Source organism: Escherichia sp. E4742, assembly GCF_005843885.1.
In the GTDB taxonomy this organism is placed as follows: Bacteria; Pseudomonadota; Gammaproteobacteria; order Enterobacterales; family Enterobacteriaceae; genus Escherichia.
Window position 1 is genome coordinate 592,280 of sequence record NZ_CP040443.1, and the last position, 23,888, is coordinate 616,167.

The following is a 23,888-nucleotide window of genomic DNA, read 5'->3' on the forward strand; positions in this document are numbered from 1 at the left end:
TTGTGTCTCATATTGCCTGTTGTCGCCATTATTTCATCGCGAGGAAAGATATGAACGGCTTACTTCGTATTCGTCAGCGTTACCAGCAGCTTGCCCAGAGTGATAAAAAACTGGCGGACTATCTCCTGCTACAACCTGATACGGCGCGCCATTTAAGTTCGCAGCAATTGGCCAACGAAGCTGGGGTCAGTCAATCCAGCGTAGTGAAATTCGCACAAAAACTCGGCTATAAAGGTTTTCCAGCCTTAAAACTGGCGTTAAGCGAAGCTCTGGCGAGCCAGCCGGAATCCCCTTCTGTCCCCATTCATAACCAAATTCGCGGTGATGATCCGCTGCGACTGGTCGGTGAAAAGCTCATAAAAGAAAACACGGCGGCCATGTATGCAACGCTGAACGTTAACAGTGAAGAGAAATTGCATGAATGCGTGGTGATGCTGCGTTCTGCGAGGCGGATTATTTTGACTGGCATTGGCGCTTCGGGTCTGGTAGCGCAAAACTTTGCCTGGAAACTGATGAAGATTGGTTTCAATGCTGCCGCAGAACGCGATATGCATGCGTTGCTCGCTACTGTACAGGCATCTTCACCGGACGACCTGTTATTAGCCATCTCTTACACTGGTGTACGACGTGAGTTAAATCTCGCGGCAGATGAGATGCTGCGCGTGGGTGGAAAGGTGCTGGCAATTACCGGTTTCACGCCGAATGCTCTGCAACAACGAGCGTCCCACTGCCTGTATACTATTGCCGAAGAACAGGCGACGAATAGTGCATCGATCTCCGCTTGTCACGCTCAGGGAATGCTTACAGATTTGCTGTTCATTGCGCTAATCCAGCAGGACCTGGAACTGGCGCCTGAGCGCATTCGCCACAGCGAAGCACTGGTGAAAAAACTGGTTTGAGCAAAGAATGCGCGTATAATGCCCGCCCGGTTTGTGTTGTTTTGAGAGTTTCCTTATGGCGCTGTTAATCACTAAAAAATGCATCAATTGTGATATGTGTGAACCTGAATGCCCGAATGAGGCGATTTCAATGGGAGATCATATCTACGAGATTAACAGCGATAAGTGTACCGAATGCGTAGGTCACTACGAGACGCCAACCTGCCAGAAGGTGTGTCCGATCCCTAATACTATTGTGAAAGATCCGGCGCATGTCGAGACAGAAGAGCAGTTGTGGGATAAATTTGTGCTGATGCATCACGCAGATAAAATTTAATATTCTGCTCTGGAAGTAGAGTATTAATTATTTATAGACAAAAGCTTAACACTATTATATTTATTCAAATAATGACAACAGCATAATCATTCACCAAATGAATTCATATAATATCTGCGCAGACATTTATTTATAATTATTAAAGGCGCGCCTGGCTGGTTAACCTGACGCGCCTTAAGTACGTTTCCTTGTGTTATAAGAACAGAAGGATCAGCTGTAAAACAGCAATGATGACTTTAATGACCCGTTTAAACAGGTATCGACAATCAGTCATTCGTTTTTCCTTAAACAAGGAATGCAGCCGTTCAGATTAGCCCTTACATCTCCCCAAAACTGAACGTGCGAGTTATTGAGGATGCATGCTGCACTCCACACCAGAGCTTTGACGACACCACTCGTTTCAATGGGGGAATTCAGTGGCATGGTGTAAAGCACAGCAAAATCTCCAATAACGAAGCCAATTTTAATGTACTTACGAATTTGCAGTCACGTTAATATTTCCATCAATATCGCTTTCTTCGTAAAGGCTCGAGTTTTTATGATAAAGATTGCAAGTTGCTTGTAAAAGATAACCACCCTGATCCATAATCGCTGTTGTTGAGGGTGCATGCTGCACAAAATTAAAGTTGTAAAGTAAAACCCCCGTTCCTTACCAGTTCGGGGGTTTTACTTTATAAAGAGAACGGTATTATTTTAACTTTCAATAATTACCGTGGCGCAAGCATAATGACGTTCATCTGCCAGCGTCACATGCATATGTGCGACGCCCAGCTTTTCCGCGAGTTTTAATGCCTCGCCCCACAGTCGCAACCGTGGCTTACCAAGCTCATCATTGAACACTTCAAACTGATTAAACGCCAGACCATTGCGGATCCCGGTTCCAAACGCTTTTGCCGCCGCTTCTTTCACAGCAAAACGCTTCGCCAGAAAACGCACTGGCTGTTGGTGCGTTTTCCAGATTTCCCATTCGTTATCGCTTAATACGCGGCGAGCCAGGCGCTCACCGGATCGGGCGATCACCGCTTCAATGCGAGCGATCTCCACGATATCCGTGCCTAAACCTAATATTGCCATTAGCCACGCGCTTCCAGCATCAGACGCTTCATTTCTGCCACCGCATCTTTCAGTCCGGTCATCACTGCACGACCAATAATGGCATGGCCGATATTCAGTTCATGCATCTCAGGAATGGCGGCAATGGCTTTCACGTTGTGATAGGTCAGACCGTGGCCGGCGTTAACTTTCAGACCGAGACTTGCAGCAAAGATCGCGGCTTTAGCAATGCGCGCCAACTCTTGCGCCTGTTCAGCTTCAGTTTTTGCATCGGCATAACAACCGGTGTGGATCTCGATAAACGGGGCGCCTACCTCTGCTGCAGCTTTGATCTGCTCTTCATCTGCGTCGATAAACAGAGAAACCTGAATCCCGGCATCCGCCAGACGTTTACAGGCATCGCGCATTTTGTCACGCTGACCTGCGACGTCCAGGCCACCTTCGGTTGTCACTTCCTGGCGCTTTTCCGGTACCAGGCAGCAAAAATGAGGCTTCGTCTCAATGGCAATCGCCAGCATCTCTTCGGTCACCGCCATTTCCAGATTCATGCGGGTATCCAGCGTCTGACGCAGGATGCGCACGTCGCGGTCAGTAATGTGGCGACGATCTTCACGCAAATGCACGGTAATGCCATCCGCGCCAGCCTGCTCGGCAATAAACGCGGCCTGCACCGGGTCGGGGTAAGCAGTACCACGTGCATTACGCAGCGTTGCGATATGGTCAATGTTGACGCCCAACAGTAATTCAGCCATGACAATCCTCATCAGTCATTATGTGTTTGCACTGTTCGCTTAGGTATAAACTGCCGGAACAGTTCCCTGCTCTTTAAAGGTTTACCGCCAAGATACGGCTTAAGCGCCATGCGGGTAAAGCGTTTCGCGGCACGCAATGTGTCTGCGTCAGGAAATTCCCGCGTGTGTAACGCTTTCAACTGCCTTCCGGTGAACGTTTTATTGTCGATAACGACACTGGCGATAAACCCTTTTTCTTCGCGATAACGATACGTCATGGTGTCATCCACCGGTTCGCCGCTACCTGCACAATGGGTAAAATTGACGCCATAACCCAGATGCCCGAGCAATGCCAGTTCAAAGCGGCGCAACGCGGGTTCCGGTGTGCCTGTGGCGCCAGCCAGAGACTGGATGCAGTGCAAGTAATCGAAAAAGAGTTCCGAGAAGCGCGTCTCGTATTCCAGCACGCGGGAGAGAAGTTCGTTGATGTACAGACCGCTGTAAAGCGTGATACCGCTTAATGGTAGCGCCAATGAGACAGCTTCGGCACTGCGCAATGTTTTAACTTCACCGCGCCCACTGAAGCGAAGCAAGAGAGGTGTGAAAGGCTGTAATGCACCTTTCAGGGTAGAGCGTTTAGAGCGTGCGCCTTTGGCAACCAGACGCACGCGACCCGATTCCTCCGTGAAGACGTCCAGCATCAGGCTGGTTTCGCTCCACGGGCGACTATGCAATACGAATGCGCGCTGCCAGCCTTCCATCATACTCGTCGCCTTTCAAGTTGCAGGTGCCTTGGCTGCACCCGTTCCCCCTGGTCACTTACTTTAGTAAGCTCCCAGGGATTCACGGTCTTGCCGCCTTCCTGCACCTCGAAAGTCATAGAGTATGCTAATTAAAGATCGTCAACGTAACCGAGACTACGCAGTGCGCGTTCGTCATCAGCCCAGCCGGATTTCACTTTCACCCACAGCTCAAGGTGGACAGGCGCTTCGAACATTTCCTGCATGTCTTTACGCGCTTCAATACCGATGGTTTTGATCTTGGCTCCTTTGTTGCCAATGACCATCTTCTTCTGCCCTTCGCGCTCAACGAGAATCAAACCGTTGATGTCATAACCACCACGTTCATTGGTGACAAAACGTTCGATCTCCACGGTCACGGAGTACGGCAGTTCTGCACCGAGGAAACGCATCAGTTTTTCACGGATGATTTCAGAGGCCATAAACCGCTGTGAGCGATCGGTGATGTAATCTTCCGGGAAGTGATGGGTCGCTTCAGGCAGATGCTTACGCACGATTGCTGCGATAGTGTCGACATTCAGCCCGGTTTCGGCAGAGATCGGCACAATATCGAGGAAGTTCATCTGGCTTGCCAGGAACTGCAGATGCGGCAGCAGATCGGCTTTCTCCTGCACGTTGTCCACTTTATTCACCGCGAGGATCACCGGCGCTTTGCCATCACGCAGCTTGTTGAGCACCATTTCATCGTCCGGCGTCCAACGGGTGCCTTCAACGACAAAAATCACCAGCTCAACGTCGCCAATGGAGCTACTCGCCGCTTTGTTCATCAGGCGGTTAATAGCACGCTTCTCTTCCATATGCAGGCCCGGGGTATCGACGTAGATCGCCTGATACGCGCCTTCAGTATGGATACCCACAATGCGGTGACGAGTTGTCTGCGCTTTGCGGGAAGTGATGGAGATTTTCTGCCCCAACAGTTTGTTCAGCAGTGTGGATTTGCCAACGTTCGGACGTCCGACGATGGCAATAAATCCGCAGTAACTTTTATCGATGCTCATTCCAGCTCCAGTTTTTTCAACGCCTGTTCGGCGGCAGCCTGTTCAGCCTTACGACGGCTTGAACCTGTGCCAACCACCGGTTCGCTCAGGCCGCTAACCTGGCAGTGGATAGTAAATTCCTGATCGTGCGCTTCGCCACGTACCTGAACTACCAGATAAGTTGGCAGAGGTAGATGGCGCCCCTGCAAATATTCCTGCAAGCGCGTTTTCGGATCTTTTTGTTTATCGCCTGGGCTAATTTCGTCCAGGCGGGTTTGATACCAATTAAGGATTAATTTCTCGACGGTCTGAATATCGCTGTCGAGGAATACGCCGCCAATTAATGCTTCGACGGTGTCGGCGAGAATTGACTCACGACGAAATCCACCGCTTTTAAGTTCACCCGGCCCTAAACGTAAGCACTCGCCTAACTCAAATTCGCGTGCCAGTTCTGCCAGCGTATTGCCACGGACCAGCGTGGCGCGCATCCGGCTCATATCACCTTCATCCACTCGCGGGAAACGGTGATACAGCGCATTGGCGATAACGTAGCTCAAGATTGAGTCGCCTAAAAATTCTAAACGCTCGTTATGTTTGCTGCTGGCGCTGCGGTGAGTTAATGCCTGCTGCAGCAGTTCCTGATGATTAAAAGTGTAGCCCAGCTTCCGTTGAAGCCGATTAATTACGATGGGGTTCATGCGATACCAATAAATAAATGCGTCAACAATTCAGCACACGAAACAGACCTGATACACATAGGCTCTGTTAACCGCTTTGTCGCGGATTCATTACGCCATATATGGAAACCAACGCTGTTTCGTGTGCCGTGGCAACCAGAAGGCGCCAACCTTAAACTTCGGGGGAATATTCTATACACAACGATAAGGGATGTCGTTAGCCTGGGGAGATTTATCTCATAAATAATTCACGTTGCCGCCAGAATGACGACAACGTGAACGAGAAGCAGCAATTAATGGATGCCACCAATGCGACTTAAGCGCACACCTGTCGGCCATTCACCTTCTTGCTTATCGAAACTCATCCAGATTGCCGTTGCCCGACCTACCAGATTCGCTTCCGGCACAAAGCCCCAGTAACGGCTGTCCGCGCTGTTGTCGCGGTTATCGCCCATCATGAAGTATTGACCCGGCGGGACAATCCAGGTTGCCAGTTGTTGTCCTGGTTGCTGGTAATACATCCCTACCTGATCCTGGGCGATTGGCACAGTCAGGATACGATGCGTTACATCGCCCAACGTCTCTTTACGTTCGGAAAGACGAATACCATTTTCTTTGGTTTCGTTTTTCGGCACTTCAAAGAAGCCACTGGTCGCTTCCCCGCCGTTACGACGCGAGAAGGTCTGTACGAAATCGCTCGGTTCAACGTTGGAATAAGTTACCGGCAGCGCGTTTTCACAAGCCTGACCAGAACTGCATCCAGGTTGAATGGTCACTTCTTTCGCGACCGGATCATAAGTGACTTTATCGCCCGGTAAACCTACCGCTCGCTTGATGTAATCAAGCTTCGGATCTTCCGGGTATTTGAAGACCACGATATCGCCACGTTTCGGATGGCCGGTTTCGATCAATGTTTTCTGGTAAATAGGATCTTTAATGCCATAAGCAAATTTCTCTACCAGAATGAAGTCACCGATTAACAGAGTCGGCATCATCGAACCTGACGGAATCTGGAACGGTTCATAAATAAATGAACGCACAATCAATACGATAGCCAGCACCGGAAATACAGAAGCCCCGGTTTCCAGCCAGCCTGGCTTCGGCGCAACCTTTTTCAGTGTTGCTTTATCCAGTGAATCCCCGGCAGCAGCTTGCGCCGCTGCCTGACGTTCCCGTCGTTTAGGTGCGAAAAAGAATTTATCCACGCACCATAAAATGCCCGTCACCAGTGTGGCAATCACCAGAATCAGGGCAAACATATTCGCCATGCCAACTCCTAAGGGTTATTTGTTGTCTTTGCCGACGTGCAGAATGGCAAGGAACGCTTCCTGCGGCAGCTCAACGTTACCGATCTGCTTCATACGTTTCTTACCTTCTTTCTGCTTCTGCAGCAGCTTTTTCTTACGGCTGATATCACCACCATAGCATTTAGCCAGTACGTTTTTACGCAGCTGCTTCACGGTAGAACGCGCAATGATGTGCGTTCCAATCGCTGCCTGAATAGCGATATCAAACTGCTGGCGTGGAATCAGATCTTTCATCTTCTCCACCAGCTCACGACCACGGTTTTGCGAATTATCACGGTGGGTGATCAATGCCAGCGCATCAACACGTTCACCGTTGATTAAGACGTCAACACGCACCATGTCAGAAGCCTGGAAGCGTTTGAAGTTGTAATCCAAAGACGCATAACCACGCGAGGTAGATTTCAGTCGGTCGAAGAAATCAAGCACCACTTCCGCCATCGGGATCTCGTAGGTCAGCGCTACCTGGTTTCCGTGATAGACCATGTTGGTCTGTACACCGCGTTTTTCCACGCACAGGGTAATGACGTTACCGAGATACGCTTGCGGCAGCAGCATGTGACACTCTGCAATCGGCTCGCGCAGTTCGTAGATGTTATTTACCGCTGGCAGCTTGGATGGGCTGTCGACGTAGATAACTTCTTTTGCCGTAGTTTCAACTTCATACACTACTGTCGGTGCTGTGGTAATCAGGTCAAGATCGTATTCACGTTCCAGACGTTCCTGAATGATCTCCATGTGCAACAGGCCGAGGAAGCCGCAGCGGAAACCAAAGCCCAGCGCCGTTGAGCTTTCTGGCTCATAGAACAGTGAAGCGTCGTTCAGGCTGAGTTTGCCCAACGCGTCACGGAAGGCTTCATAGTCGTCGGAACTTACCGGGAACAGACCGGCATATACCTGCGGTTTAACTTTCTTAAACCCAGGCAACGCTTTTTCTGCCGGATTACGCGCCAGCGTTAAGGTATCGCCTACCGGTGCACCATGGATGTCTTTGATCGCACACACCAGCCAGCCTACTTCGCCGCATTTCAGTTCAGTACGATCAACCTGTTTCGGCGTGAAGATCCCCAGGCGGTCGGCGTTATAAGTCTGCCCGGTGCTCATAACTTTCACTTTGTCGCCCTTACGCAGGATGCCGTTTTTAATACGGATAAGTGAAACAACGCCCAGGTAGTTATCGAACCAGGAGTCGATAATCAGCGCCTGTAACGGACCTTCTGGATCGCCTTCCGGCGGCGGAATGTCGCGCACCAGACGTTCGAGAACGTCCTGCACGCCAACGCCGGTTTTCGCTGAACAGCGCACCGCATCGGTGGCGTCGATACCAACAATATCTTCAATTTCTTCCGCCACGCGTTCAGGATCGGCTGCCGGCAGGTCAATCTTGTTCAGTACCGGCACCACTTCGAGATCCATCTCCATCGCGGTGTAGCAGTTCGCCAGAGTTTGCGCTTCTACGCCCTGCCCGGCGTCAACCACCAGCAATGCACCTTCACAGGCAGCCAGCGAACGGGAAACTTCATAGGAGAAGTCTACGTGGCCCGGGGTGTCGATAAAGTTAAGCTGATAGGTTTCACCGTCAGACGCTTTGTAGTCCAGCGTCACGCTTTGCGCTTTGATGGTAATGCCACGCTCACGCTCAAGATCCATGGAATCGAGAACCTGCGCCTCCATTTCACGGTCAGACAGGCCACCGCAGATCTGGATAATACGGTCAGACAGCGTCGATTTACCGTGGTCAATGTGAGCTATGATCGAAAAGTTACGTATATTCTTCATAAAGTATGATTATTGTGCCTTAACGCCCGGTTAACCAGGCTTTTAGAAGTCGCTGTTCTGAGCTTAACGTCTGTATTAATAGAAAGGCCGCATTCTACACTACAACATTGAGGCGAGGAAATGTTCATACCGTATGGATTGTGGTATCTGGAAACGTCCTCGCATTTGTTATGCAAAATGCAACAAAGCCAGTGAAATCACTGGCTCGCGTCTTCCGAAGATGTTTCAAACCGCACAAGGCCTGGCGGCAATGCCACGCTTAAAATGATCGGTTGCCATTCAGCCCGGGCAGCAAGCTTTCGCGAGTAGCCGCGCGCAATCAGGAATCCACCAACGCCACCAAGAATTGCGCCGCATAACGCCGCGATGTCTGAAGCAAAGAGTAGCTGAAATAACGAAGCAACAAGGAATAATCCCACCAGTGGCGACATATAAACCAGTAATGCGGAACTAAGCAGGCTACCTTCAGCGATTCCTAATTCCACTTTTTGCCCCGGCACTAACGGCTCATCACAGGGTACGACGATGGTATGTGTCGTTTGCGGACCAAGTTTATTCAACACGCGACTGCCGCAGCCAGCGCGGGAAGCGCAGCTGCTGCATGAGGCTTTGACATCACAACTGACCAGCGCCTGCCCGTTTTGCCAGGAGACGACGGTAGCCCACTCTTTGATCATTGCGCGGTCCCGAACTTAATGTTCTCGGCAATGCGTTTCGCCGTTTGCGGCGGTAGTTCACCAACAATAGTGATTTCCGCGTTGTCACGTATGCTGGTGCTGACTGTTCGGCGTCCGGTACGCAACATCTGATCGGTGCTCGATGGCGTCGCGCGGTTAACGTTCACCGAGAAGCTGAACAAGCCGTCGGAATAGAGACGTGATTCGATGGGCATATTGTCCATCGTGGGCAACGGGCGTCGGCTACTGGAGACTTCGCTAAACCCTTGCGGCAACCAGGTTGGAGTCCAGTTGAATTTGGCTTTTTCACCTACAGGAACAGAAAGCAGTGGAGGCAAGTTCGCCTTCGCCAGCGTCTGCATACTGCTGCTGATATCCTGATTGACATTAAAAGCAATCACGCGAAATTGTTCCAGCGTTTCACCATCGCGATCAAGGAGATCAACCCGCATCGGTAATTTCGATTCGGTGTCCATCCACACAATGTAGCTGTAGCGTGTGCCATCACGGGCGACTACGCGAATGACTTCGCAAAGACGATCAGCAATACGCGTGCGTCCCACGGAGATAAAGTCGTAGTAAGGAGAAAGGCGTTTGAAATCGGTATAAATGAGCGATGGCAGAGAATCAACAATGTAATCGCCATTAAGCGTGAACGGTTCAAGGCCCGGCTCAAAGTAGCTGATTTCATTGCCGCGCTGTACCACTTCCCGGCGCGGGCCATCCATTTGCAACAGCTGTGCAAGCGGACGGTTATCGAGGCGTGCATGTCGATAACGCAGAGACTCAACACCCTGTTTATTGATGCTGATGAATGACAGCTCGTAATTCAGTGACTGACTGGCCAGGTTCATCTGCTGTAATAACGCCCCGGACGCGGGAGTGGCCGAGGCGTTAGCAGAGAATAACAGGCTACCTGTCACTAATGACATGGCAAACCAAAGTTGCTTCATTACTGCGATTGCGTTCCTAAAGTTTGAATTCCTGGCACCTGTACAGCGGCTTGCTGTGTTTGTGCCTGCTCAAACTGAAGCTGTTCAGAGTGGAGTCGACGTTGCAGTTCGTAATCCTGCAACATGGCATTAATGCGACGACGCTGCTCCTGTACCTGCTGCTGTTGACCATTGTTTGCGGTCGCTTCAGAAGGTACTCCCAGACTTACCGGACTGGCTTTCCCCATCATCGGCAGAGTATTAAATACCGGTGTTTCGGGCTGCTGGGACGTTTCAGATTGTCCATTATAGTGCTGGACGCCAACGATAACTGCAAGCGATACACATGCCGCTACGCCCATTTGGGTAAGCTGTGCCGCCCATGGACGTACTTTCTGCCAGAATGGCATTTTCTGCCATTGATGCGGCGCAGGCTGGGCCTCTGGGATCAATGTCGTCGGTTGACGAACGGGCTCTTCTTCAATGGCGGCCATCACGCGTGATGAAATATCGAAATGAAGCAACTCAGGAGTATCACCCCGCATAGAGTCACGGATTAAGTGATAGCTTTCCCAGGTTTTCTGCATTTCCGGGTTGTGAGCCAGTTCGTTAAGCAGCTCACTATCCAGCGTTTCGCCATCCATTAAAGCGGAAAGTTGTTCTTTCTGCATGCCTAATACCCTTATCCAGTATCCCGCTATCGTCAACGCCTGATAAGCGGTTGAACTTTGTTATCAATAGCTTCCCTCGCTCGGAAGATACGTGAACGCACCGTACCTACCGGACAATCCATGATAGCGGCTATCTCTTCATAGCTCAGGCCATCCAGCTCCCGCAAGGTTATTGCCATGCGTAAATCTTCCGGGAGGGACTCAATAGTTCGGAAAACTATCTGTCTCAGTTCTTCTGACAACATTAAGTTCTCAGGGTTCGAAATTTCTTTCAGCGCGCCGCCACTTTCGAAGTTTTCTGCTTCAATGGCATCCACATCACTGGAAGGTGGACGACGCCCCTGAGCAACCAGGTAATTTTTCGCTGTATTTACAGCAATCCGATACAGCCATGTATAAAAAGCACTATCTCCCCGGAACGAATCCAGCGCACGATAGGCTTTAATAAAAGCTTCTTGTACCACATCGGGAACATCACCCGACGGCACATAGCGGGAAACCAGACTCGCCACTTTATGCTGATAGCGCACTACCAGTAAGTTAAAAGCTTTCTGATCTCCCTTCTGGACCCGTTCAACCAGGACCTGGTCCGTTAACTGCTCGCTCATCCGAGGTAAAGTCTCCCCAAACCAAATTTCCACGCGCTATCGAAACGCCACTCCATTAGCTGCAATTTGAGCAAGCAAAACGTTAGAGTGTCTCGTTTTTGTAAAGTTCCGTAACGCATCTGTTTTTGTTTGTCATGCTGTAGACGGATCATTATCTATCATTATAAGTCTACAGAATCTGAACATCGCATTATCTGTGTAGAAATGCCCATTTAACTGCCTGAAGAGTACCCCAACGGCCTTTTTATTTCACCACCTAATCCTCTGCCGACGAGCAACTTCTCTTTTTTCCACCACCCAGGATCTCCCTGTTTAGCCATTGTAACAAATATTAAAATAGCAGGTGTTTAATTACACAATGTGATGCTATGCTGACCAAACTGTGTTTAGTAAATTAAACAAATAAAATGAATACTTTTCCCGAACATTCTTGTGATGTGTTGATTATCGGTAGCGGCGCAGCCGGGCTTTCACTGGCACTACGTCTGGCTGACCAGCATCAGGTCATCGTTCTTAGCAAAGGCCCGGTAACGGAAGGCTCAACATTTTATGCCCAGGGCGGAATCGCCGCCGTGTTTGATGAAACTGACAGCATTGACTCGCATGTGGAAGATACATTAATTGCTGGCGCCGGTATTTGCGATCGCCATGCTGTTGAATTTGTTGCCAGCAATGCGCGTTCCTGCGTGCAATGGCTAATCGACCAGGGGGTGTTGTTTGATACCCACGTTCAGCCAAATGGCGAAGAGAGCTACCATCTGACTCGTGAAGGTGGGCATAGTCACCGTCGTATTCTTCATGCTGCCGATGCCACTGGTAGAGAAGTAGAAACCACGCTGGTGAGCAAGGCGCAGAACCATCCGAATATTCGAGTGCTGGAACGCAGCAATGCGGTTGATCTGATCGTTTCTGACAAGATTGGTCTGCCTGGAACGCGACGGGTTGTCGGCGCGTGGGTGTGGAACCGTAATAAAGAAACCGTGGAAACTTGCCATGCTAAAGCGGTGGTGCTGGCAACTGGCGGAGCATCCAAGGTTTATCAGTACACCACCAATCCGGATATTTCCTCTGGTGATGGTATTGCCATGGCCTGGCGTGCTGGTTGCCGGGTCGCCAATCTCGAATTTAATCAGTTTCACCCTACCGCACTGTATCACCCACAGGCACGGAATTTCCTGTTAACGGAAGCCTTACGCGGCGAAGGCGCTTATTTGAAACGCCCGGACGGCACACGTTTTATGCCTGATTTTGATGATCGCGGCGAACTGGCCCCGCGCGATATTGTCGCCCGCGCCATTGACCATGAAATGAAACGCCTCGGCGCGGATTGTATGTTCCTTGATATCAGCCATAAGCCCGCCGAATTTATTCGCCAGCATTTCCCGATGATCTATGAAAAGTTGCTCGGGTTGGGTATTGACCTCACGAAAGAACCGGTGCCGATTGTGCCTGCTGCGCACTATACCTGCGGCGGCGTAATGGTTGACGATCATGGACGTACGGACGTTGATGGCCTGTATGCCATTGGCGAAGTGAGTTATACGGGCTTACATGGTGCTAACCGCATGGCCTCTAATTCCTTGCTGGAGTGTCTGGTCTATGGCTGGTCGGCAGCGGAAGATATTACAAAACGTATGCCTTATGCGCGTGGCGTCAGTACGTTACCGCCGTGGGATGAAAGCCGTGTTGAGAATCCTGACGAACTGGTGGTGATTCAACATAACTGGCACGAGTTACGCCTGTTTATGTGGGATTACGTAGGCATTGTGCGCACAACAAAACGCCTTGAGCGCGCTCTGCGGCGTATCAATATGTTGCAACAGGAAATAGACGAATATTACGCACACTTCCGCGTATCAAATAATTTGCTGGAACTGCGTAATCTTGTGCAGGTTGCCGAGTTGATTGTTCGCTGCGCAATGATGCGTAAGGAAAGTCGGGGGTTGCATTTCACGCTGGATTATCCGGAACTGCTCACGCATTCCGGTCCGTCGATCCTTTCCCCCGCCAATCATTACATAAACAGATAAAAAGCCTGGGTCAGCGCCGTATACGCTTCGGAATAGTTCTGGTCTGGCCCACGAATCACTAAGCGATCGCTAAAGCATTCTCCCGCCTGCGGGGAGAATGCCAGCAGCACCCGATGCGGCAGTCGCGCTTCGTTTTCCGCCACATCCGTTCGCAAACGTAAATGCCACCCCATGCTTAATGCCAGCTCCGTAAAACTATTACCGATTTGCTCTGGCAGCACCACGCAGAAAAATCCCTCTTCGGTAATGCACTCTGCCGCGCAAGTCAGCAAGGATTGATGATCCAGCGTGGTGGTATAGCGCGCCTGTTCCCGCTGCGGTGTTGCACACTCCACTCCCTGCTGATAATACGGCGGGTTGCTGATGATTAAATCGAAGCGTGCTGTCTGCTGTGTGATCCACTGCTGAATATCCGCCGTATGGACATTAATCCGCTCTGCCCACGGAGACTGGTTAATATTCTCCTGCGCCTGAGCTGCAGCTTCACTTTCCAGTTCAACTGCATCAATCATCACACTGTCATCGGTTCGCTGCGCCAGCATCAGTGCCAACAACCCGCTACCAGTGCCGATATCAAGGCAGCGTTTTACCCCTGCCACCGGAGCCCATGCGCCAAGCAAAATTCCATCCGTTCCCACTTTCATCGCACATCGTTCGTGGCCGACAAAAAACTGTTTAAAAGTAAATCCATTACGACGAAGCACGGATGTAGACTGTGACATGTAAATAAAACCTTGCTGAAAAAACGGCGATAGCACCGGGTAAGAACAATACCTGAGAAGCGATATCCATACAAACAGATGAAGATTGCAGCCGTAACGTCTATAATCAGCGCCCCACACAGAGGTAGAACATGACTGTAACGACTTTTTCCGAACTTGAACTCGACGAAAGCCTGCTGGAAGCCCTCCAGGATAAAGGTTTCACTCGCCCGACCGCCATTCAGGCTGCCGCCATTCCGCCTGCGCTCGATGGCCGTGATGTACTCGGTTCTGCGCCGACAGGCACCGGTAAAACGGCGGCGTATCTGCTGCCAGCGTTGCAGCACCTGCTCGATTTCCCACGTAAGAAATCCGGTCCGCCGCGTATTTTGATTCTCACCCCAACTCGCGAGCTGGCGATGCAGGTGGCCGATCATGCCCGCGAGCTGGCGAAACATACGCATCTGGATATCGCCACTATCACCGGCGGCGTGGCCTATATGAACCACGCAGAAGTTTTCAGCGAAAACCAGGACATCGTGGTCGCCACGACCGGGCGTCTGCTGCAATACATAAAAGAAGAGAACTTCGATTGCCGCGCAGTTGAAACGCTGATCCTCGACGAAGCGGACCGTATGCTGGATATGGGCTTCGCTCAGGATATCGAACATATTGCTGGCGAAACGCGCTGGCGTAAACAGACCCTGCTCTTTTCCGCAACGCTGGAAGGCGATGCTATTCAGGATTTTGCCGAGCGGTTGCTGGAAGATCCGGTGGAAGTTTCTGCGAATCCGTCTACCCGTGAGCGCAAAAAAATTCATCAGTGGTATTACCGCGCCGATGATCTTGAGCATAAAACCGCATTGCTGGTGCATCTGTTAAAACAGCCTGAAGCGACTCGCTCAATCGTATTTGTGCGTAAGCGTGAGCGTGTGCATGAGCTGGCAAACTGGCTGCGCGAAGCGGGCATCAACAACTGCTATCTCGAAGGTGAGATGGTACAAGGCAAGCGTAACGAAGCGATCAAGCGTTTGACCGAAGGCCGCGTAAACGTACTGGTTGCAACCGATGTTGCCGCGCGCGGTATTGACATTCCTGACGTCAGCCACGTCTTTAACTTCGATATGCCGCGCAGTGGTGATACTTATTTGCACCGTATCGGGCGTACCGCTCGCGCCGGTCGTAAAGGCACCGCAATTTCACTGGTTGAAGCTCATGACCATCTGCTGCTGGGCAAAGTTGGTCGCTATATTGAAGAGCCAATTAAAGCTCGCGTAATTGATGAGTTACGCCCGAAAACGCGTGCGCCAAGCGAGAAGCAGACCGGCAAGCCATCGAAGAAAGTACTGGCAAAACGCGCCGAGAAGAAAAAGGCTAAAGAGAAAGAGAAGCCGCGGGTGAAAAAACGCCATCGCGATAGCAAAAATATTGGTAAACGCCGTAAACCAAGCGGAACGGGCGTGCCACCGCAAACAACAGAAGAGTAATCATAATGCCGGGTTTAAGCCCGGCATTTTTTTATCCAGCCACAAAACACTCTTCAACACACTGAATAAAAGTGTACATCGCCGGGCTAACCGCTTTTCCGGCATGGTGTGCGCACATTGCTGTAATGGTCTGCGACTGCTCGCCAAAGGGCAATTCAATTAATTCACCGTTCGCCAGTTCTTTTGCTACCGCAAAGCGTGGCAGGTAGCTGACACCGATATTTGCCGCGACACAACGCTTGATGCTTTCGATACTTATAAGTTCAATGGTGTTTTCCACCGTGATCCGCCGCTGGCGAAGCGTGCTCTCAAATATCTGACGGAAGACACATTGTGGTTCATTGATAATAAAGCTACAGGCGTTATGTCTTCCCGACTCAGTAAAATCGACATCTGCAATTTGCGGTGAAGCCACCAGCACTAGCGATTGTTCACCCAACTCACGTCGGTTCAGGGCATCATCATTCCCTACGCGATAAAAGATGCCGACGTCTGCCTCATCATTCAGTAGTGCATCACGAATCACGTAACAGTTCAGTGACTGCAATGATAAACGCACTTTTGGCGCTCGTTGCCGAAAACGCTGCAACACCTCCGGCATACGGTAAGAGAGCAACGTTTCGCCCGAAACAACGCGTAGTTCCCCGTCCGGATCCGACTCTTTTTTGGCAGCCTCACGAAGGGTATCCATCACTCTGGTGAGTTCATAAATGTGCGGCAGCAGCTTTTTTCCTTCGCGGGTAAGGCACATCCGTCGACCAATTTTCTCAAACAACTGGACTGAGAACTCTTGCTCAAGCTGCTGAATATGAAAAGTCACCGTCGACTGTGTGCAGCACAATTTTTGCGAAGCTCGCAAAAAAGAACCCTCTTCCACCACGGTTTTAAGCGTAATAAAACGGCGCAGATCCATAACTCCAAACCTATCGAAAATATCGAATTTAGAATGTGAAAACATTCATTTTTTTAAATGTTCCGTGTCGGGTACTGTCTACCAAAACAGAGGAGATAACAAGTGACACCGACCCTTTTAAGTGCTTTTTGGACCTACACCCTGATTACCGCCATGACGCCAGGACCGAACAATATTCTCGCCCTTAGCTCAGCCACAACGCATGGGTTTCGTCAGAGTACCCGCGTGCTGGCAGGGATGAGTCTGGGATTTTTAATCGTCATGTTGCTGTGTGCGGGAATTTCGTTTTCACTGGCTGTTATTGACCCGGCAGCAGTGCATCTGTTGAGTTGGGCGGGGGCGGCATATATTGTCTGGCTGGCGTGGAAAATCGCTACCAGCCCAACAAAGGAAGACGGGCTTCAGGCAAAACCGATCAGCTTTTGGGCAAGCTTTGCGCTACAGTTTGTGAACGTCAAAATCATTTTGTACGGCATTACGGCACTATCGACGTTTGTCCTGCCGCAAACGCAGGCGTTAAGCTGGGTAGTTGGCGTCAGCGTTTTGCTGGCAATGATTGGGACGTTTGGCAATGTGTGCTGGGCGCTGGCGGGGCATCTGTTTCAGCGACTGTTTAACCGCTATGGCCGCCAGTTGAATATCGTGCTGGCGCTGTTGCTGGTCTATTGCGCGGTACGCATTTTCTATTAATGAAAAAAAGCGGAAGAGGTCGCCCTCTTCCGCTTAGTAACTTGCTACTTAAGCCTTACAGGCTTTCAGTAAAGGTACGAGCGATAACGTCGCGCTGCTGTTCCGGAGTCAGAGAGTTAAAGCGAACTGCATAACCGGATACACGGATAGTCAGCTGCGGATATTTTTCCGGATGCTTAACTGCATCTTCCAGAGTTTCACGACGCAGAACGTTTACGTTCAGGTGCTGACCACCTTCAACGCGAACTTCTGGTTTAACTTCTACTGGAACTTCACGGTATTCAATGTCACCCAGTTTGCTTACTGCAACCACTTCATCTTCTGCAAAACCTGCTTTCGCAACGATGCAACGCGCTTCGCCTTTTTCGCTGTCCAGCAGCCAGAAAGAGTTCAGCAGATCGTCGTTAGCGGCTTTAGTAATCTGGATACCTGTAATCATATGATGCCTCCCCGGCAAAATTATTTGATTTGTTCAGCCTGTCGCGGCCAATTGGTAAAACCATTGTTGCTTGAGTGTATATATACTCCTCAAGGACCCCTGATTCCTTGATTTAAATCAATAAAAAACACACACCAAATGTAGCGCCAAGTGGATTTTATTGTTTTACATCAACTTATGCGGGTGTGAAATTTTACCAATTTACATTTTTTTACAGTCGATTATGTCTATAAAATGAGCTTGATTTTGTTCTGTAGAAAGAAGCAGTTAAGCTAGGCGGATTGAAGATTCGCAGGAGAGCGAGATGGCTAACGAATTAACCTGGCATGACGTGCTGGCTGAAGAGAAGCAACAACCCTATTTTCTTAATACCCTTCAGACCGTCGCCAGCGAGCGGCAATCCGGCATCACTATCTATCCGCCACAAAAAGATGTCTTTAACGCCTTTCGTTTTACCGAGTTAGGCGATGTCAAAGTCGTGATTCTCGGCCAGGATCCTTATCACGGCCCCGGACAGGCTCACGGCCTGGCGTTTTCTGTTCGCCCCGGTATCCCCACTCCGCCGTCATTACTGAATATGTATAAAGAGCTGGAAAATACCGTTCCAGGCTTTACCCGCCCGGCGCATGGCTATCTCGAAAGCTGGGCGCGTCAGGGCGTTCTGCTGCTCAATACCGTATTGACTGTACGCGCAGGCCAGGCGCATTCCCACGCCAGCCTCGGTTGGGAGACGTTTACTGATAAAGTCATCAGCCTCATAAATCAGCATCGCGAAGGCGTGGTGTTTTTGTTGTGGGGATCTCATGCGCAAAAGAAAGGGGCGATTATAGATAAGCAACGCCATCACGTACTGAAAGCACCGCATCCGTCACCGCTTTCTGCGCATCGTGGATTCTTTGGCTGTAACCATTTTGTGCTGGCAAATCAGTGGCTGGAACAACGTGGCGAGACGCCGATTGACTGGATGCCAGTATTACCGGCAGAGGGTGAGTAAATTTGCAGGAAAACGCCGGATGGCAGAGTTGCCACCCGGCTAATTTATCAGGCTTTATTCTGACGCCACCATTCGCCAAGCAGAACGCCAGTTGCGACAGAAATATTCAGTCCAGCAACGTTGCCAGTACCGTCAATCTTCACGCGCAAATCGTTCGGATCGCGCGCGGCATCCGGTAACCCTTCATATTCCTGCCCCAGCACCAGCACCATTTTTTCTGGCAGACTGGTTTTGAACAGCGGTTTACCTTGCTCGCTGGAAGTGGTCACCACGGTGTAGCCCGCCTGACGGAAATCATCCAACACGTCAACAATGTTGTCGCCAGTAATCGGCTGAACATGCTCTGCGCCGCCTTCTGCGGTACGGATAGCCGCCCCCGACTCCAGCAGTGCCGCATCCTGCACCACAACACCTTTCACGCCGAAGTGCGCACAGCTGCGCATCATGCCGCCCAGGTTATGCGGGTTAGATTCGTTTTCCAGCGCCAGTACACAATCCTGCGCACCTGCCTTACTTACCCACTGCTGCACGGTTGTACCGTTACGCTTTTTGATCAGGAAGCACACGCCTCCGTGATGCTCCGTACCTGACGCCTTTGTCAGTTCCGCTTCATCCACCACATGGTACGCTTTGCGGTTTGCCGCCATCCAGCGCAAGGCTTCTTTAAAACGTGGCGTTACGCTCTGGATAAACCAGGCGCGAACAATTGCTTCCGGACGGCTCTGGAACAGTGCCTGACATGCATTTTCGCCGTAGACGCGGGTTTCTTCCGCACGCTGACGACGCAACACTTCCGGATCAATAAAACTTTTACCACTGATGCCACCGTGATCGGCCTTTTCCGGCGCATCATCACCAGGCGCGCGGGAAACTGTGCGCCACGGCGACTCTTCCCACTTGCGGTCACGGGGCTGATTCTGTTTGTCATCGCGGGCGGGGCGACGGCCACCGTCGGCACGAGATTTTCCTGGACGCCCGCCCCCTTTCCCGGTACGCGGGTTATGGGTACGTTTATCAGAATCATCATCACTGCGGACATACATCACTTTGACCTTGCCGCTTTTGCTTTTCATTTCATCGTTCATGCTTTTCTCCACCAGCGCTGCGCGAAGCGCGCAGATTACCCGAAGTGCGCGCGGTTCGCCATGATTTCGTTCCAAAGCCTGCGTCTATCATACCCATTGAATAAAACAGATTGTTGTCTTGAACAATGTTCTCGATAATATGCAACACATTAGAAACATACCGGTGTCATTACCGATAAGTCTCCTTACTCATCCCGAGGTTAGTTATGAATACCGTTTGTACCCATTGTCAGGCCATCAATCGCATTCCCGACGATCGGATCGAAGATGCGGCAAAATGCGGACGCTGCGGTCACGACTTGTTTGACGGAGAGGTGATTAATGCGACCGGTGAAACGCTCGACAAATTGCTGAAAGATGATCTACCTGTGGTGATCGACTTCTGGGCACCGTGGTGCGGCCCCTGCCGTAACTTCGCGCCAATTTTTGAAGATGTTGCGCAAGAGCGTAGCGGTAAAGTGCGCTTTGTGAAAGTGAATACCGAAGCTGAACGTGAATTAAGCAGCCGCTTTGGTATTCGCAGTATCCCGACGATCATGATTTTCAAAAATGGTCAGGTTGTCGACATGCTTAATGGCGCAGTGCCGAAAGCGCCGTTCGATAGCTGGTTGAACGAATCTCTTTAATCTTACCGGGGCGCATCTTGTGCCCCGTTTTCTCCTCTGCGACAATGGCGTTTTTTCGACGCTCTCTTATGACCGAAAACGCTGTTCTCCAGTTACGCGCCGAACGTATTGCGCGCGCAACACGTCCTTTTCTTGCCCGCGGTAATCGCGTTCGTCGCTGCCAACGCTGTCTTTTGCCAGAGAAATTATGTCTCTGTTCGACAATTACCCCAGCGGAAGCAAAAAGTCGCTTCTGTTTGCTGATGTTCGACACCGAGCCAATGAAGCCAAGTAACACCGGGCGTCTGATTGCTGATATTTTGCCTGATACCGTTGCGTTTCAATGGTCGCGTACCGAACCCTCGCAAGATTTACTGGATCTGGTACAAAACCCGGACTATCAGCCAATGGTGGTCTTTCCCGCCTCATATGCTGATGAGCAACGGGAAGTGATCTTCACCCCGCCTTCCGGTAAGCCACCGCTGTTTATCATGCTCGATGGCACCTGGCCGGAAGCGCGCAAGATGTTTCGTAAAAGTCCGTATCTGGATAATCTCCCCGTCATTTCCGTCGATCTTTCCCGGCTTTCTGCCTATCGCCTGCGTGAAGCCCAGGCTGAAGGACAATATTGTACCGCTGAAGTGGCTATCGCACTTTTAGATATGGCGGGCGATACCGGGGCTGCGGCCAGCTTAGGCGAGCATTTCACTCGCTTTAAAACACGCTATCTGGCAGGAAAAACGCAACATCTGGGTAGCATCACAGCAGAACAGTTAGAAAGCGTTTAAAATCATTCGGTCACTTCTGCGGGAGACCGGTATGAGTCAGCGAGGACTGGAAGCACTACTGCGACCAAAATCGATTGCGGTAATTGGCGCATCGATGAAACCCAATCGCGCAGGTTACCTGATGATGCGTAACCTGCTGGCGGGAGGCTTTAACGGACCGGTGTTACCGGTGACGCCGGCCTGGAAAGCGGTACAAGGCGTACTGGCCTGGCCGGATATCGCCAGTCTGCCATTTACGCCCGACCTTGCTGTGCTGTGTACCAATGCCAGCCGCAATCTGGCGCTTCTGGAAGAACTCGGTGAAAAAGGCTGTAAAACCTGCATTATTCTTTCTGCCCCGGCATCGCAACACGAAGATCTCCGAGCCTGCGCCCAGCGTCATAACATGCGCCTGCTTGGACCAAACAGTCTGGGATTACTGGCGCCGTGGCAAGGTCTGAATGCCAGCTTTTCGCCTGTGCCGATTAAACGCGGCAAGCTGGCGTTTATTTCGCAATCGGCAGCCGTCTCCAACACCATCCTCGACTGGGCGCAACAGCGTGAGATGGGTTTTTCCTACTTTATTGCGCTCGGCGACAGCCTGGATATCGACGTTGATGAATTGCTCGACTATCTGGCGCGCGACAGTAAAACCAGCGCCATCCTGCTCTATCTCGAACAGTTAAGCGACGCGCGACGCTTTGTTTCGGCGGCCCGTAGTGCCTCGCGTAATAAACCGATTCTGGTAATTAAAAGCGGACGTAGCCCGGCAGCACAGCGACTGCTCAACACGACGGCAGGAATGGACCCGGCATGGGATGCAGCTATTCAGCGTGCCGGTTTATTACGAGTGCAGGACACTCACGAACTGTTTTCGGCAGTGGAAACCCTTAGCCATATGCGCCCATTGCGTGGCGACCGACTGATGATTATCAGCAACGGTGCAGCGCCAGCTGCGCTGGCGCTGGATGCCTTATGGTCACGCAATGGCAAGCTGGCAACGCTAAGCGAAGAAACCTGCCAGAAACTACGCGATGCACTGCCAGAACATGTAGTAATCTCTAACCCGCTCGATCTGCGCGATGACGCCAGCAGTGAGCACTATATTAAAACGCTGGATATTCTGCTCCACAGCCAGGATTTTGATGCGCTGATGGTTATTCATTCGCCCAGTGCTGCTGCTCCAGCCACAGAAAGCGCACTGGCATTAATTGAAGCGGTAAAGCATCACCCTCGCAGCAAGTATATCTCTCTGCTGACGAACTGGTGCGGCGAATACTCCTCGCAGGAGGCGCGACGTTTATTCAGCGAAGCCGGGCTGCCGACCTACCGCACCCCGGAAGGAACCATCACCGCTTTTATGCATATGGTGGAGTACCGACGTAACCAGAAGCAACTACGCGAAACGCCGGCGCTGCCCAGCAATCTGACCTCTAATACCGCAGAAGCGCATCTTCTGTTGCAACAGGCGATTGCCGAAGGGGCAACGTCACTCGATACCCATGAAGTACAGCCAATCCTGCAAGCGTATGGCATGAACACGCTTCCCACCTGGATTGCCAGCGATAGTACCGAAGCGGTGCATATTGCTGAACAGATTGGTTATCCGGTGGCGCTGAAATTACGCTCGCCGGATATTCCACATAAATCGGAAGTTCAGGGCGTCATGCTCTACCTGCGTACAGCCAATGAAGTCCAGCAAGCTGCGAACGCTATTTTCGATCGCGTAAAAATGGCCTGGCCGCAGGCGCGGATCCACGGTCTGCTGGTACAAAGTATGGCTAACCGTGCTGGCGCCCAGGAGTTGCGGGTAGTGGTCGAGCAGGATCCTGTTTTCGGACCGTTGATCATGCTTGGTGAAGGCGGTGTGGAGTGGCGTCCAGAAGATCAAGCCGTCGTCGCATTACCGCCGCTGAACATGAATCTGGCCCGCTATCTGGTCATTCAGGGAATAAAAAGTAAAAAGATTCGTGCGCGCAGTGCGCTACGCCCATTGGATGTTGCAGGCTTGAGCCAGCTTCTGGTGCAGGTTTCCAACTTGATTGTCGATTGCCCGGAAATTCAGCGTCTGGATATTCATCCTTTGCTGGCTTCTGGCAGTGAATTTACCGCGCTGGATGTCACGCTGGATATCGCGCCGTTTGAAGGCGATAGCGAGAGTCGGCTGGCAGTGCGCCCTTATCCGCATCAGCTGGAAGAATGGGTAGAATTGAAAAACGGTGAACGCTGCTTGTTCCGCCCGATTTTGCCAGAAGATGAGCCACAGCTTCAGCAATTCATTTCACGAGTTACTAAAGAAGATCTTTATTATCGCTACTTTAGCGAGATCAACGAATTCACCCATGAAGATTTAGCTAACATGACGCAGATCGACTACGATCGGGAAATGGCGTTTGTGGCGGTGCGACGTATTGATCAAACGGAAGAGATCCTCGGCGTCACGCGTGCGATTTCCGATCCTGATAACATCGATGCCGAATTTGCTGTGCTGGTTCGCTCGGATCTCAAAGGGTTAGGCTTAGGTCGACGCTTAATGGAAAAGTTGATTACCTATACGCGAGATCACGGACTGCAACGTCTGAATGGTATTACGATGCCAAACAATCGTGGCATGGTGGCGCTGGCCCGCAAGCTCGGGTTTAACGTTGATATCCAGCTCGAAGAGGGGATCGTTGGGCTTACGCTAAATCTTGCCCAACGCGAGGAATCATGAGTAAGGTACTGGAAATGTTGACCACTTAATCGGGACTGGT

At 51.0% G+C, this 23,888-nt stretch carries 26 protein-coding genes; 9 read left to right on the forward strand and 17 right to left on the reverse strand.

From position 1 onward, the window contains the following. Positions 1–50 precede the first annotated feature (50 nt). Together FEM44_RS02795 and yfhL are read left to right on the forward strand one after the other, a co-directional pair. Positions 51–899 carry a MurR/RpiR family transcriptional regulator gene (locus FEM44_RS02795; protein ID WP_130207550.1) on the forward strand — a complete coding sequence of 283 codons (849 nt, stop codon included), beginning with the start codon at positions 51–53 and terminating at the stop codon, positions 897–899. Positions 900–954: 55 nt separating this feature from the next. Further along, a complete protein-coding gene (yfhL, locus tag FEM44_RS02800) occupies positions 955–1,215 on the forward strand; it encodes a 4Fe-4S dicluster ferredoxin YfhL (protein WP_001196283.1) in 261 nt (86 codons plus the stop codon). A 193-nt stretch (positions 1,216–1,408) separates the two neighbouring features. Here yfhL and shoB read toward each other — a convergent pair whose 3' ends face one another. The 13 genes from shoB to rseD form a co-directional block, all read right to left on the reverse strand. Continuing rightward, on the reverse strand, positions 1,409–1,489 hold the full coding sequence (shoB, locus tag FEM44_RS02805; RefSeq protein ID WP_130214702.1) for a type I toxin-antitoxin system toxin ShoB: 81 nt from the start codon (positions 1,487–1,489) through the stop codon (positions 1,409–1,411). Between the two features lie 419 nt (positions 1,490–1,908). After that, positions 1,909–2,289: a holo-ACP synthase gene (acpS, locus tag FEM44_RS02810; RefSeq protein WP_064526159.1), complete on the reverse strand. Its 381-nt coding sequence runs from the start codon at positions 2,287–2,289 to the stop codon at positions 1,909–1,911. Beyond that, positions 2,289–3,020 carry a pyridoxine 5'-phosphate synthase gene (pdxJ, locus tag FEM44_RS02815; protein WP_135521486.1) on the reverse strand — a complete coding sequence of 244 codons (732 nt, stop codon included), beginning with the start codon at positions 3,018–3,020 and terminating at the stop codon, positions 2,289–2,291. Before pdxJ ends, acpS begins: the two co-directional genes overlap by 1 nt. A gap of 11 nt (positions 3,021–3,031) precedes the next feature. Beyond that, a complete protein-coding gene (recO, locus tag FEM44_RS02820; RefSeq protein ID WP_135521671.1) occupies positions 3,032–3,760 on the reverse strand; it encodes a DNA repair protein RecO in 729 nt (242 codons plus the stop codon). Between the two features lie 131 nt (positions 3,761–3,891). Beyond that, complete coding sequence (gene era, locus FEM44_RS02825) at positions 3,892–4,797, reverse strand: GTPase Era (protein ID WP_000020738.1); 906 nt, start codon at positions 4,795–4,797, stop codon at positions 3,892–3,894. After that, positions 4,794–5,474 (reverse strand): ribonuclease III, encoded by a 681-nt coding sequence (rnc, locus tag FEM44_RS02830; protein ID WP_001068343.1) that lies wholly within the window; start codon positions 5,472–5,474, stop codon positions 4,794–4,796. Before rnc ends, era begins: the two co-directional genes overlap by 4 nt. 272 nt (positions 5,475–5,746) lie before the next feature. Then, positions 5,747–6,721, reverse strand: a complete 975-nt coding sequence (lepB, locus tag FEM44_RS02835; protein WP_000002532.1) for a signal peptidase I — start codon at positions 6,719–6,721, stop codon at positions 5,747–5,749. 15 nt (positions 6,722–6,736) lie between these two features. Next, positions 6,737–8,536, reverse strand: a complete 1,800-nt coding sequence (gene lepA, locus FEM44_RS02840) for a translation elongation factor 4 (RefSeq protein ID WP_135521483.1) — start codon at positions 8,534–8,536, stop codon at positions 6,737–6,739. A 197-nt stretch (positions 8,537–8,733) separates the two neighbouring features. After that, on the reverse strand, positions 8,734–9,213 hold the full coding sequence (rseC, locus tag FEM44_RS02845; RefSeq protein ID WP_135521481.1) for a SoxR-reducing system protein RseC: 480 nt from the start codon (positions 9,211–9,213) through the stop codon (positions 8,734–8,736). Beyond that, complete coding sequence (gene rseB / locus FEM44_RS02850; RefSeq protein WP_135521478.1) at positions 9,210–10,166, reverse strand: sigma-E factor regulatory protein RseB; 957 nt, start codon at positions 10,164–10,166, stop codon at positions 9,210–9,212. The genes rseC and rseB overlap by 4 nt, the downstream gene beginning before the upstream one ends. Next, positions 10,166–10,816: an anti-sigma-E factor RseA gene (gene rseA / locus FEM44_RS02855; protein WP_130214673.1), complete on the reverse strand. Its 651-nt coding sequence runs from the start codon at positions 10,814–10,816 to the stop codon at positions 10,166–10,168. The genes rseB and rseA overlap by 1 nt, the downstream gene beginning before the upstream one ends. A gap of 32 nt (positions 10,817–10,848) precedes the next feature. Beyond that, positions 10,849–11,424: an RNA polymerase sigma factor RpoE gene (gene rpoE, locus FEM44_RS02860; RefSeq protein ID WP_001295364.1), complete on the reverse strand. Its 576-nt coding sequence runs from the start codon at positions 11,422–11,424 to the stop codon at positions 10,849–10,851. After that, positions 11,421–11,576 (reverse strand): rpoE leader peptide RseD, encoded by a 156-nt coding sequence (gene rseD / locus FEM44_RS02865; RefSeq protein WP_064526141.1) that lies wholly within the window; start codon positions 11,574–11,576, stop codon positions 11,421–11,423. The genes rpoE and rseD overlap by 4 nt, the downstream gene beginning before the upstream one ends. Positions 11,577–11,831: 255 nt before the next feature. Between rseD and nadB the strand changes: the two genes are divergently transcribed. Beyond that, a complete protein-coding gene (gene nadB / locus FEM44_RS02870) occupies positions 11,832–13,454 on the forward strand; it encodes an L-aspartate oxidase (protein WP_135521475.1) in 1,623 nt (540 codons plus the stop codon). Here the strand turns inward: nadB and trmN are convergent. Further along, on the reverse strand, positions 13,439–14,176 hold the full coding sequence (gene trmN, locus FEM44_RS02875; RefSeq protein WP_135521472.1) for a tRNA(1)(Val) (adenine(37)-N(6))-methyltransferase TrmN: 738 nt from the start codon (positions 14,174–14,176) through the stop codon (positions 13,439–13,441). The genes nadB and trmN overlap by 16 nt on opposite strands. Before the next feature lie 131 nt (positions 14,177–14,307). Here trmN and srmB point away from each other — a divergent pair, with 131 nt between their 5' ends. Further along, the gene (gene srmB / locus FEM44_RS02885; protein ID WP_135521469.1) at positions 14,308–15,642 is read left to right on the forward strand and encodes an ATP-dependent RNA helicase SrmB; all 1,335 of its coding nucleotides are present in this window, start codon (positions 14,308–14,310) and stop codon (positions 15,640–15,642) included. 31 nt (positions 15,643–15,673) lie between these two features. On the opposite strand, the gene FEM44_RS02890 is transcribed toward srmB, so the two are convergent. Continuing rightward, entirely contained in the window at positions 15,674–16,555 is an 882-nt protein-coding gene (locus FEM44_RS02890; RefSeq protein ID WP_135521466.1) for a LysR family transcriptional regulator, read from the reverse strand. A gap of 102 nt (positions 16,556–16,657) precedes the next feature. On the opposite strand from FEM44_RS02890, the gene eamB reads away from it, so the two are divergent. Next, positions 16,658–17,245 (forward strand): cysteine/O-acetylserine transporter, encoded by a 588-nt coding sequence (gene eamB, locus FEM44_RS02895; RefSeq protein ID WP_135521463.1) that lies wholly within the window; start codon positions 16,658–16,660, stop codon positions 17,243–17,245. 55 nt (positions 17,246–17,300) lie between these two features. On the opposite strand, the gene grcA is transcribed toward eamB, so the two are convergent. Next, a complete protein-coding gene (grcA, locus tag FEM44_RS02900; RefSeq protein WP_000627804.1) occupies positions 17,301–17,684 on the reverse strand; it encodes an autonomous glycyl radical cofactor GrcA in 384 nt (127 codons plus the stop codon). A 304-nt stretch (positions 17,685–17,988) separates the two neighbouring features. On the opposite strand from grcA, the gene ung reads away from it, so the two are divergent. Beyond that, the gene (ung, locus tag FEM44_RS02905; protein ID WP_135521460.1) at positions 17,989–18,678 is read left to right on the forward strand and encodes a uracil-DNA glycosylase; all 690 of its coding nucleotides are present in this window, start codon (positions 17,989–17,991) and stop codon (positions 18,676–18,678) included. A 47-nt stretch (positions 18,679–18,725) separates the two neighbouring features. On the opposite strand, the gene FEM44_RS02910 is transcribed toward ung, so the two are convergent. Next, positions 18,726–19,763: a tRNA/rRNA methyltransferase gene (locus FEM44_RS02910; protein ID WP_135521457.1), complete on the reverse strand. Its 1,038-nt coding sequence runs from the start codon at positions 19,761–19,763 to the stop codon at positions 18,726–18,728. 206 nt (positions 19,764–19,969) lie between these two features. Here FEM44_RS02910 and trxC point away from each other — a divergent pair, with 206 nt between their 5' ends. The 3 genes from trxC (at position 19,970) to patZ (ending at position 23,848) form a co-directional block, all read left to right on the forward strand. After that, on the forward strand, positions 19,970–20,389 hold the full coding sequence (gene trxC / locus FEM44_RS02915; RefSeq protein ID WP_001098726.1) for a thioredoxin TrxC: 420 nt from the start codon (positions 19,970–19,972) through the stop codon (positions 20,387–20,389). Between the two features lie 68 nt (positions 20,390–20,457). Next, complete coding sequence (gene tapT, locus FEM44_RS02920) at positions 20,458–21,156, forward strand: tRNA-uridine aminocarboxypropyltransferase (RefSeq protein ID WP_135521454.1); 699 nt, start codon at positions 20,458–20,460, stop codon at positions 21,154–21,156. A gap of 31 nt (positions 21,157–21,187) precedes the next feature. Further along, the gene (gene patZ, locus FEM44_RS02925) at positions 21,188–23,848 is read left to right on the forward strand and encodes a peptidyl-lysine N-acetyltransferase PatZ (protein WP_135521451.1); all 2,661 of its coding nucleotides are present in this window, start codon (positions 21,188–21,190) and stop codon (positions 23,846–23,848) included. Positions 23,849–23,888 lie beyond the last annotated feature (40 nt).

Coding starts and splice junctions, on each gene's coding strand:
- FEM44_RS02795 (WP_130207550.1), top strand. CDS start 51: ATGAACGGCTTACTTCGTATTCGTCAGCGTTACCAGCAGCTTGCCCAG.
- yfhL (WP_001196283.1), top strand. CDS start 955: ATGGCGCTGTTAATCACTAAAAAATGCATCAATTGTGATATGTGTGAA.
- shoB (WP_130214702.1), bottom strand. CDS start 1,489: ATGACTGATTGTCGATACCTGTTTAAACGGGTCATTAAAGTCATCATT.
- acpS (WP_064526159.1), bottom strand. CDS start 2,289: ATGGCAATATTAGGTTTAGGCACGGATATCGTGGAGATCGCTCGCATT.
- pdxJ (WP_135521486.1), bottom strand. CDS start 3,020: ATGGCTGAATTACTGTTGGGCGTCAACATTGACCATATCGCAACGCTG.
- recO (WP_135521671.1), bottom strand. CDS start 3,760: ATGGAAGGCTGGCAGCGCGCATTCGTATTGCATAGTCGCCCGTGGAGC.
- era (WP_000020738.1), bottom strand. CDS start 4,797: ATGAGCATCGATAAAAGTTACTGCGGATTTATTGCCATCGTCGGACGT.
- rnc (WP_001068343.1), bottom strand. CDS start 5,474: ATGAACCCCATCGTAATTAATCGGCTTCAACGGAAGCTGGGCTACACT.
- lepB (WP_000002532.1), bottom strand. CDS start 6,721: ATGGCGAATATGTTTGCCCTGATTCTGGTGATTGCCACACTGGTGACG.
- lepA (WP_135521483.1), bottom strand. CDS start 8,536: ATGAAGAATATACGTAACTTTTCGATCATAGCTCACATTGACCACGGT.
- rseC (WP_135521481.1), bottom strand. CDS start 9,213: ATGATCAAAGAGTGGGCTACCGTCGTCTCCTGGCAAAACGGGCAGGCG.
- rseB (WP_135521478.1), bottom strand. CDS start 10,166: ATGAAGCAACTTTGGTTTGCCATGTCATTAGTGACAGGTAGCCTGTTA.
- rseA (WP_130214673.1), bottom strand. CDS start 10,816: ATGCAGAAAGAACAACTTTCCGCTTTAATGGATGGCGAAACGCTGGAT.
- rpoE (WP_001295364.1), bottom strand. CDS start 11,424: ATGAGCGAGCAGTTAACGGACCAGGTCCTGGTTGAACGGGTCCAGAAG.
- rseD (WP_064526141.1), bottom strand. CDS start 11,576: ATGATCCGTCTACAGCATGACAAACAAAAACAGATGCGTTACGGAACT.
- nadB (WP_135521475.1), top strand. CDS start 11,832: ATGAATACTTTTCCCGAACATTCTTGTGATGTGTTGATTATCGGTAGC.
- trmN (WP_135521472.1), bottom strand. CDS start 14,176: ATGTCACAGTCTACATCCGTGCTTCGTCGTAATGGATTTACTTTTAAA.
- srmB (WP_135521469.1), top strand. CDS start 14,308: ATGACTGTAACGACTTTTTCCGAACTTGAACTCGACGAAAGCCTGCTG.
- FEM44_RS02890 (WP_135521466.1), bottom strand. CDS start 16,555: ATGGATCTGCGCCGTTTTATTACGCTTAAAACCGTGGTGGAAGAGGGT.
- grcA (WP_000627804.1), bottom strand. CDS start 17,684: ATGATTACAGGTATCCAGATTACTAAAGCCGCTAACGACGATCTGCTG.
- ung (WP_135521460.1), top strand. CDS start 17,989: ATGGCTAACGAATTAACCTGGCATGACGTGCTGGCTGAAGAGAAGCAA.
- FEM44_RS02910 (WP_135521457.1), bottom strand. CDS start 19,763: ATGAACGATGAAATGAAAAGCAAAAGCGGCAAGGTCAAAGTGATGTAT.
- trxC (WP_001098726.1), top strand. CDS start 19,970: ATGAATACCGTTTGTACCCATTGTCAGGCCATCAATCGCATTCCCGAC.
- tapT (WP_135521454.1), top strand. CDS start 20,458: ATGACCGAAAACGCTGTTCTCCAGTTACGCGCCGAACGTATTGCGCGC.
- patZ (WP_135521451.1), top strand. CDS start 21,188: ATGAGTCAGCGAGGACTGGAAGCACTACTGCGACCAAAATCGATTGCG.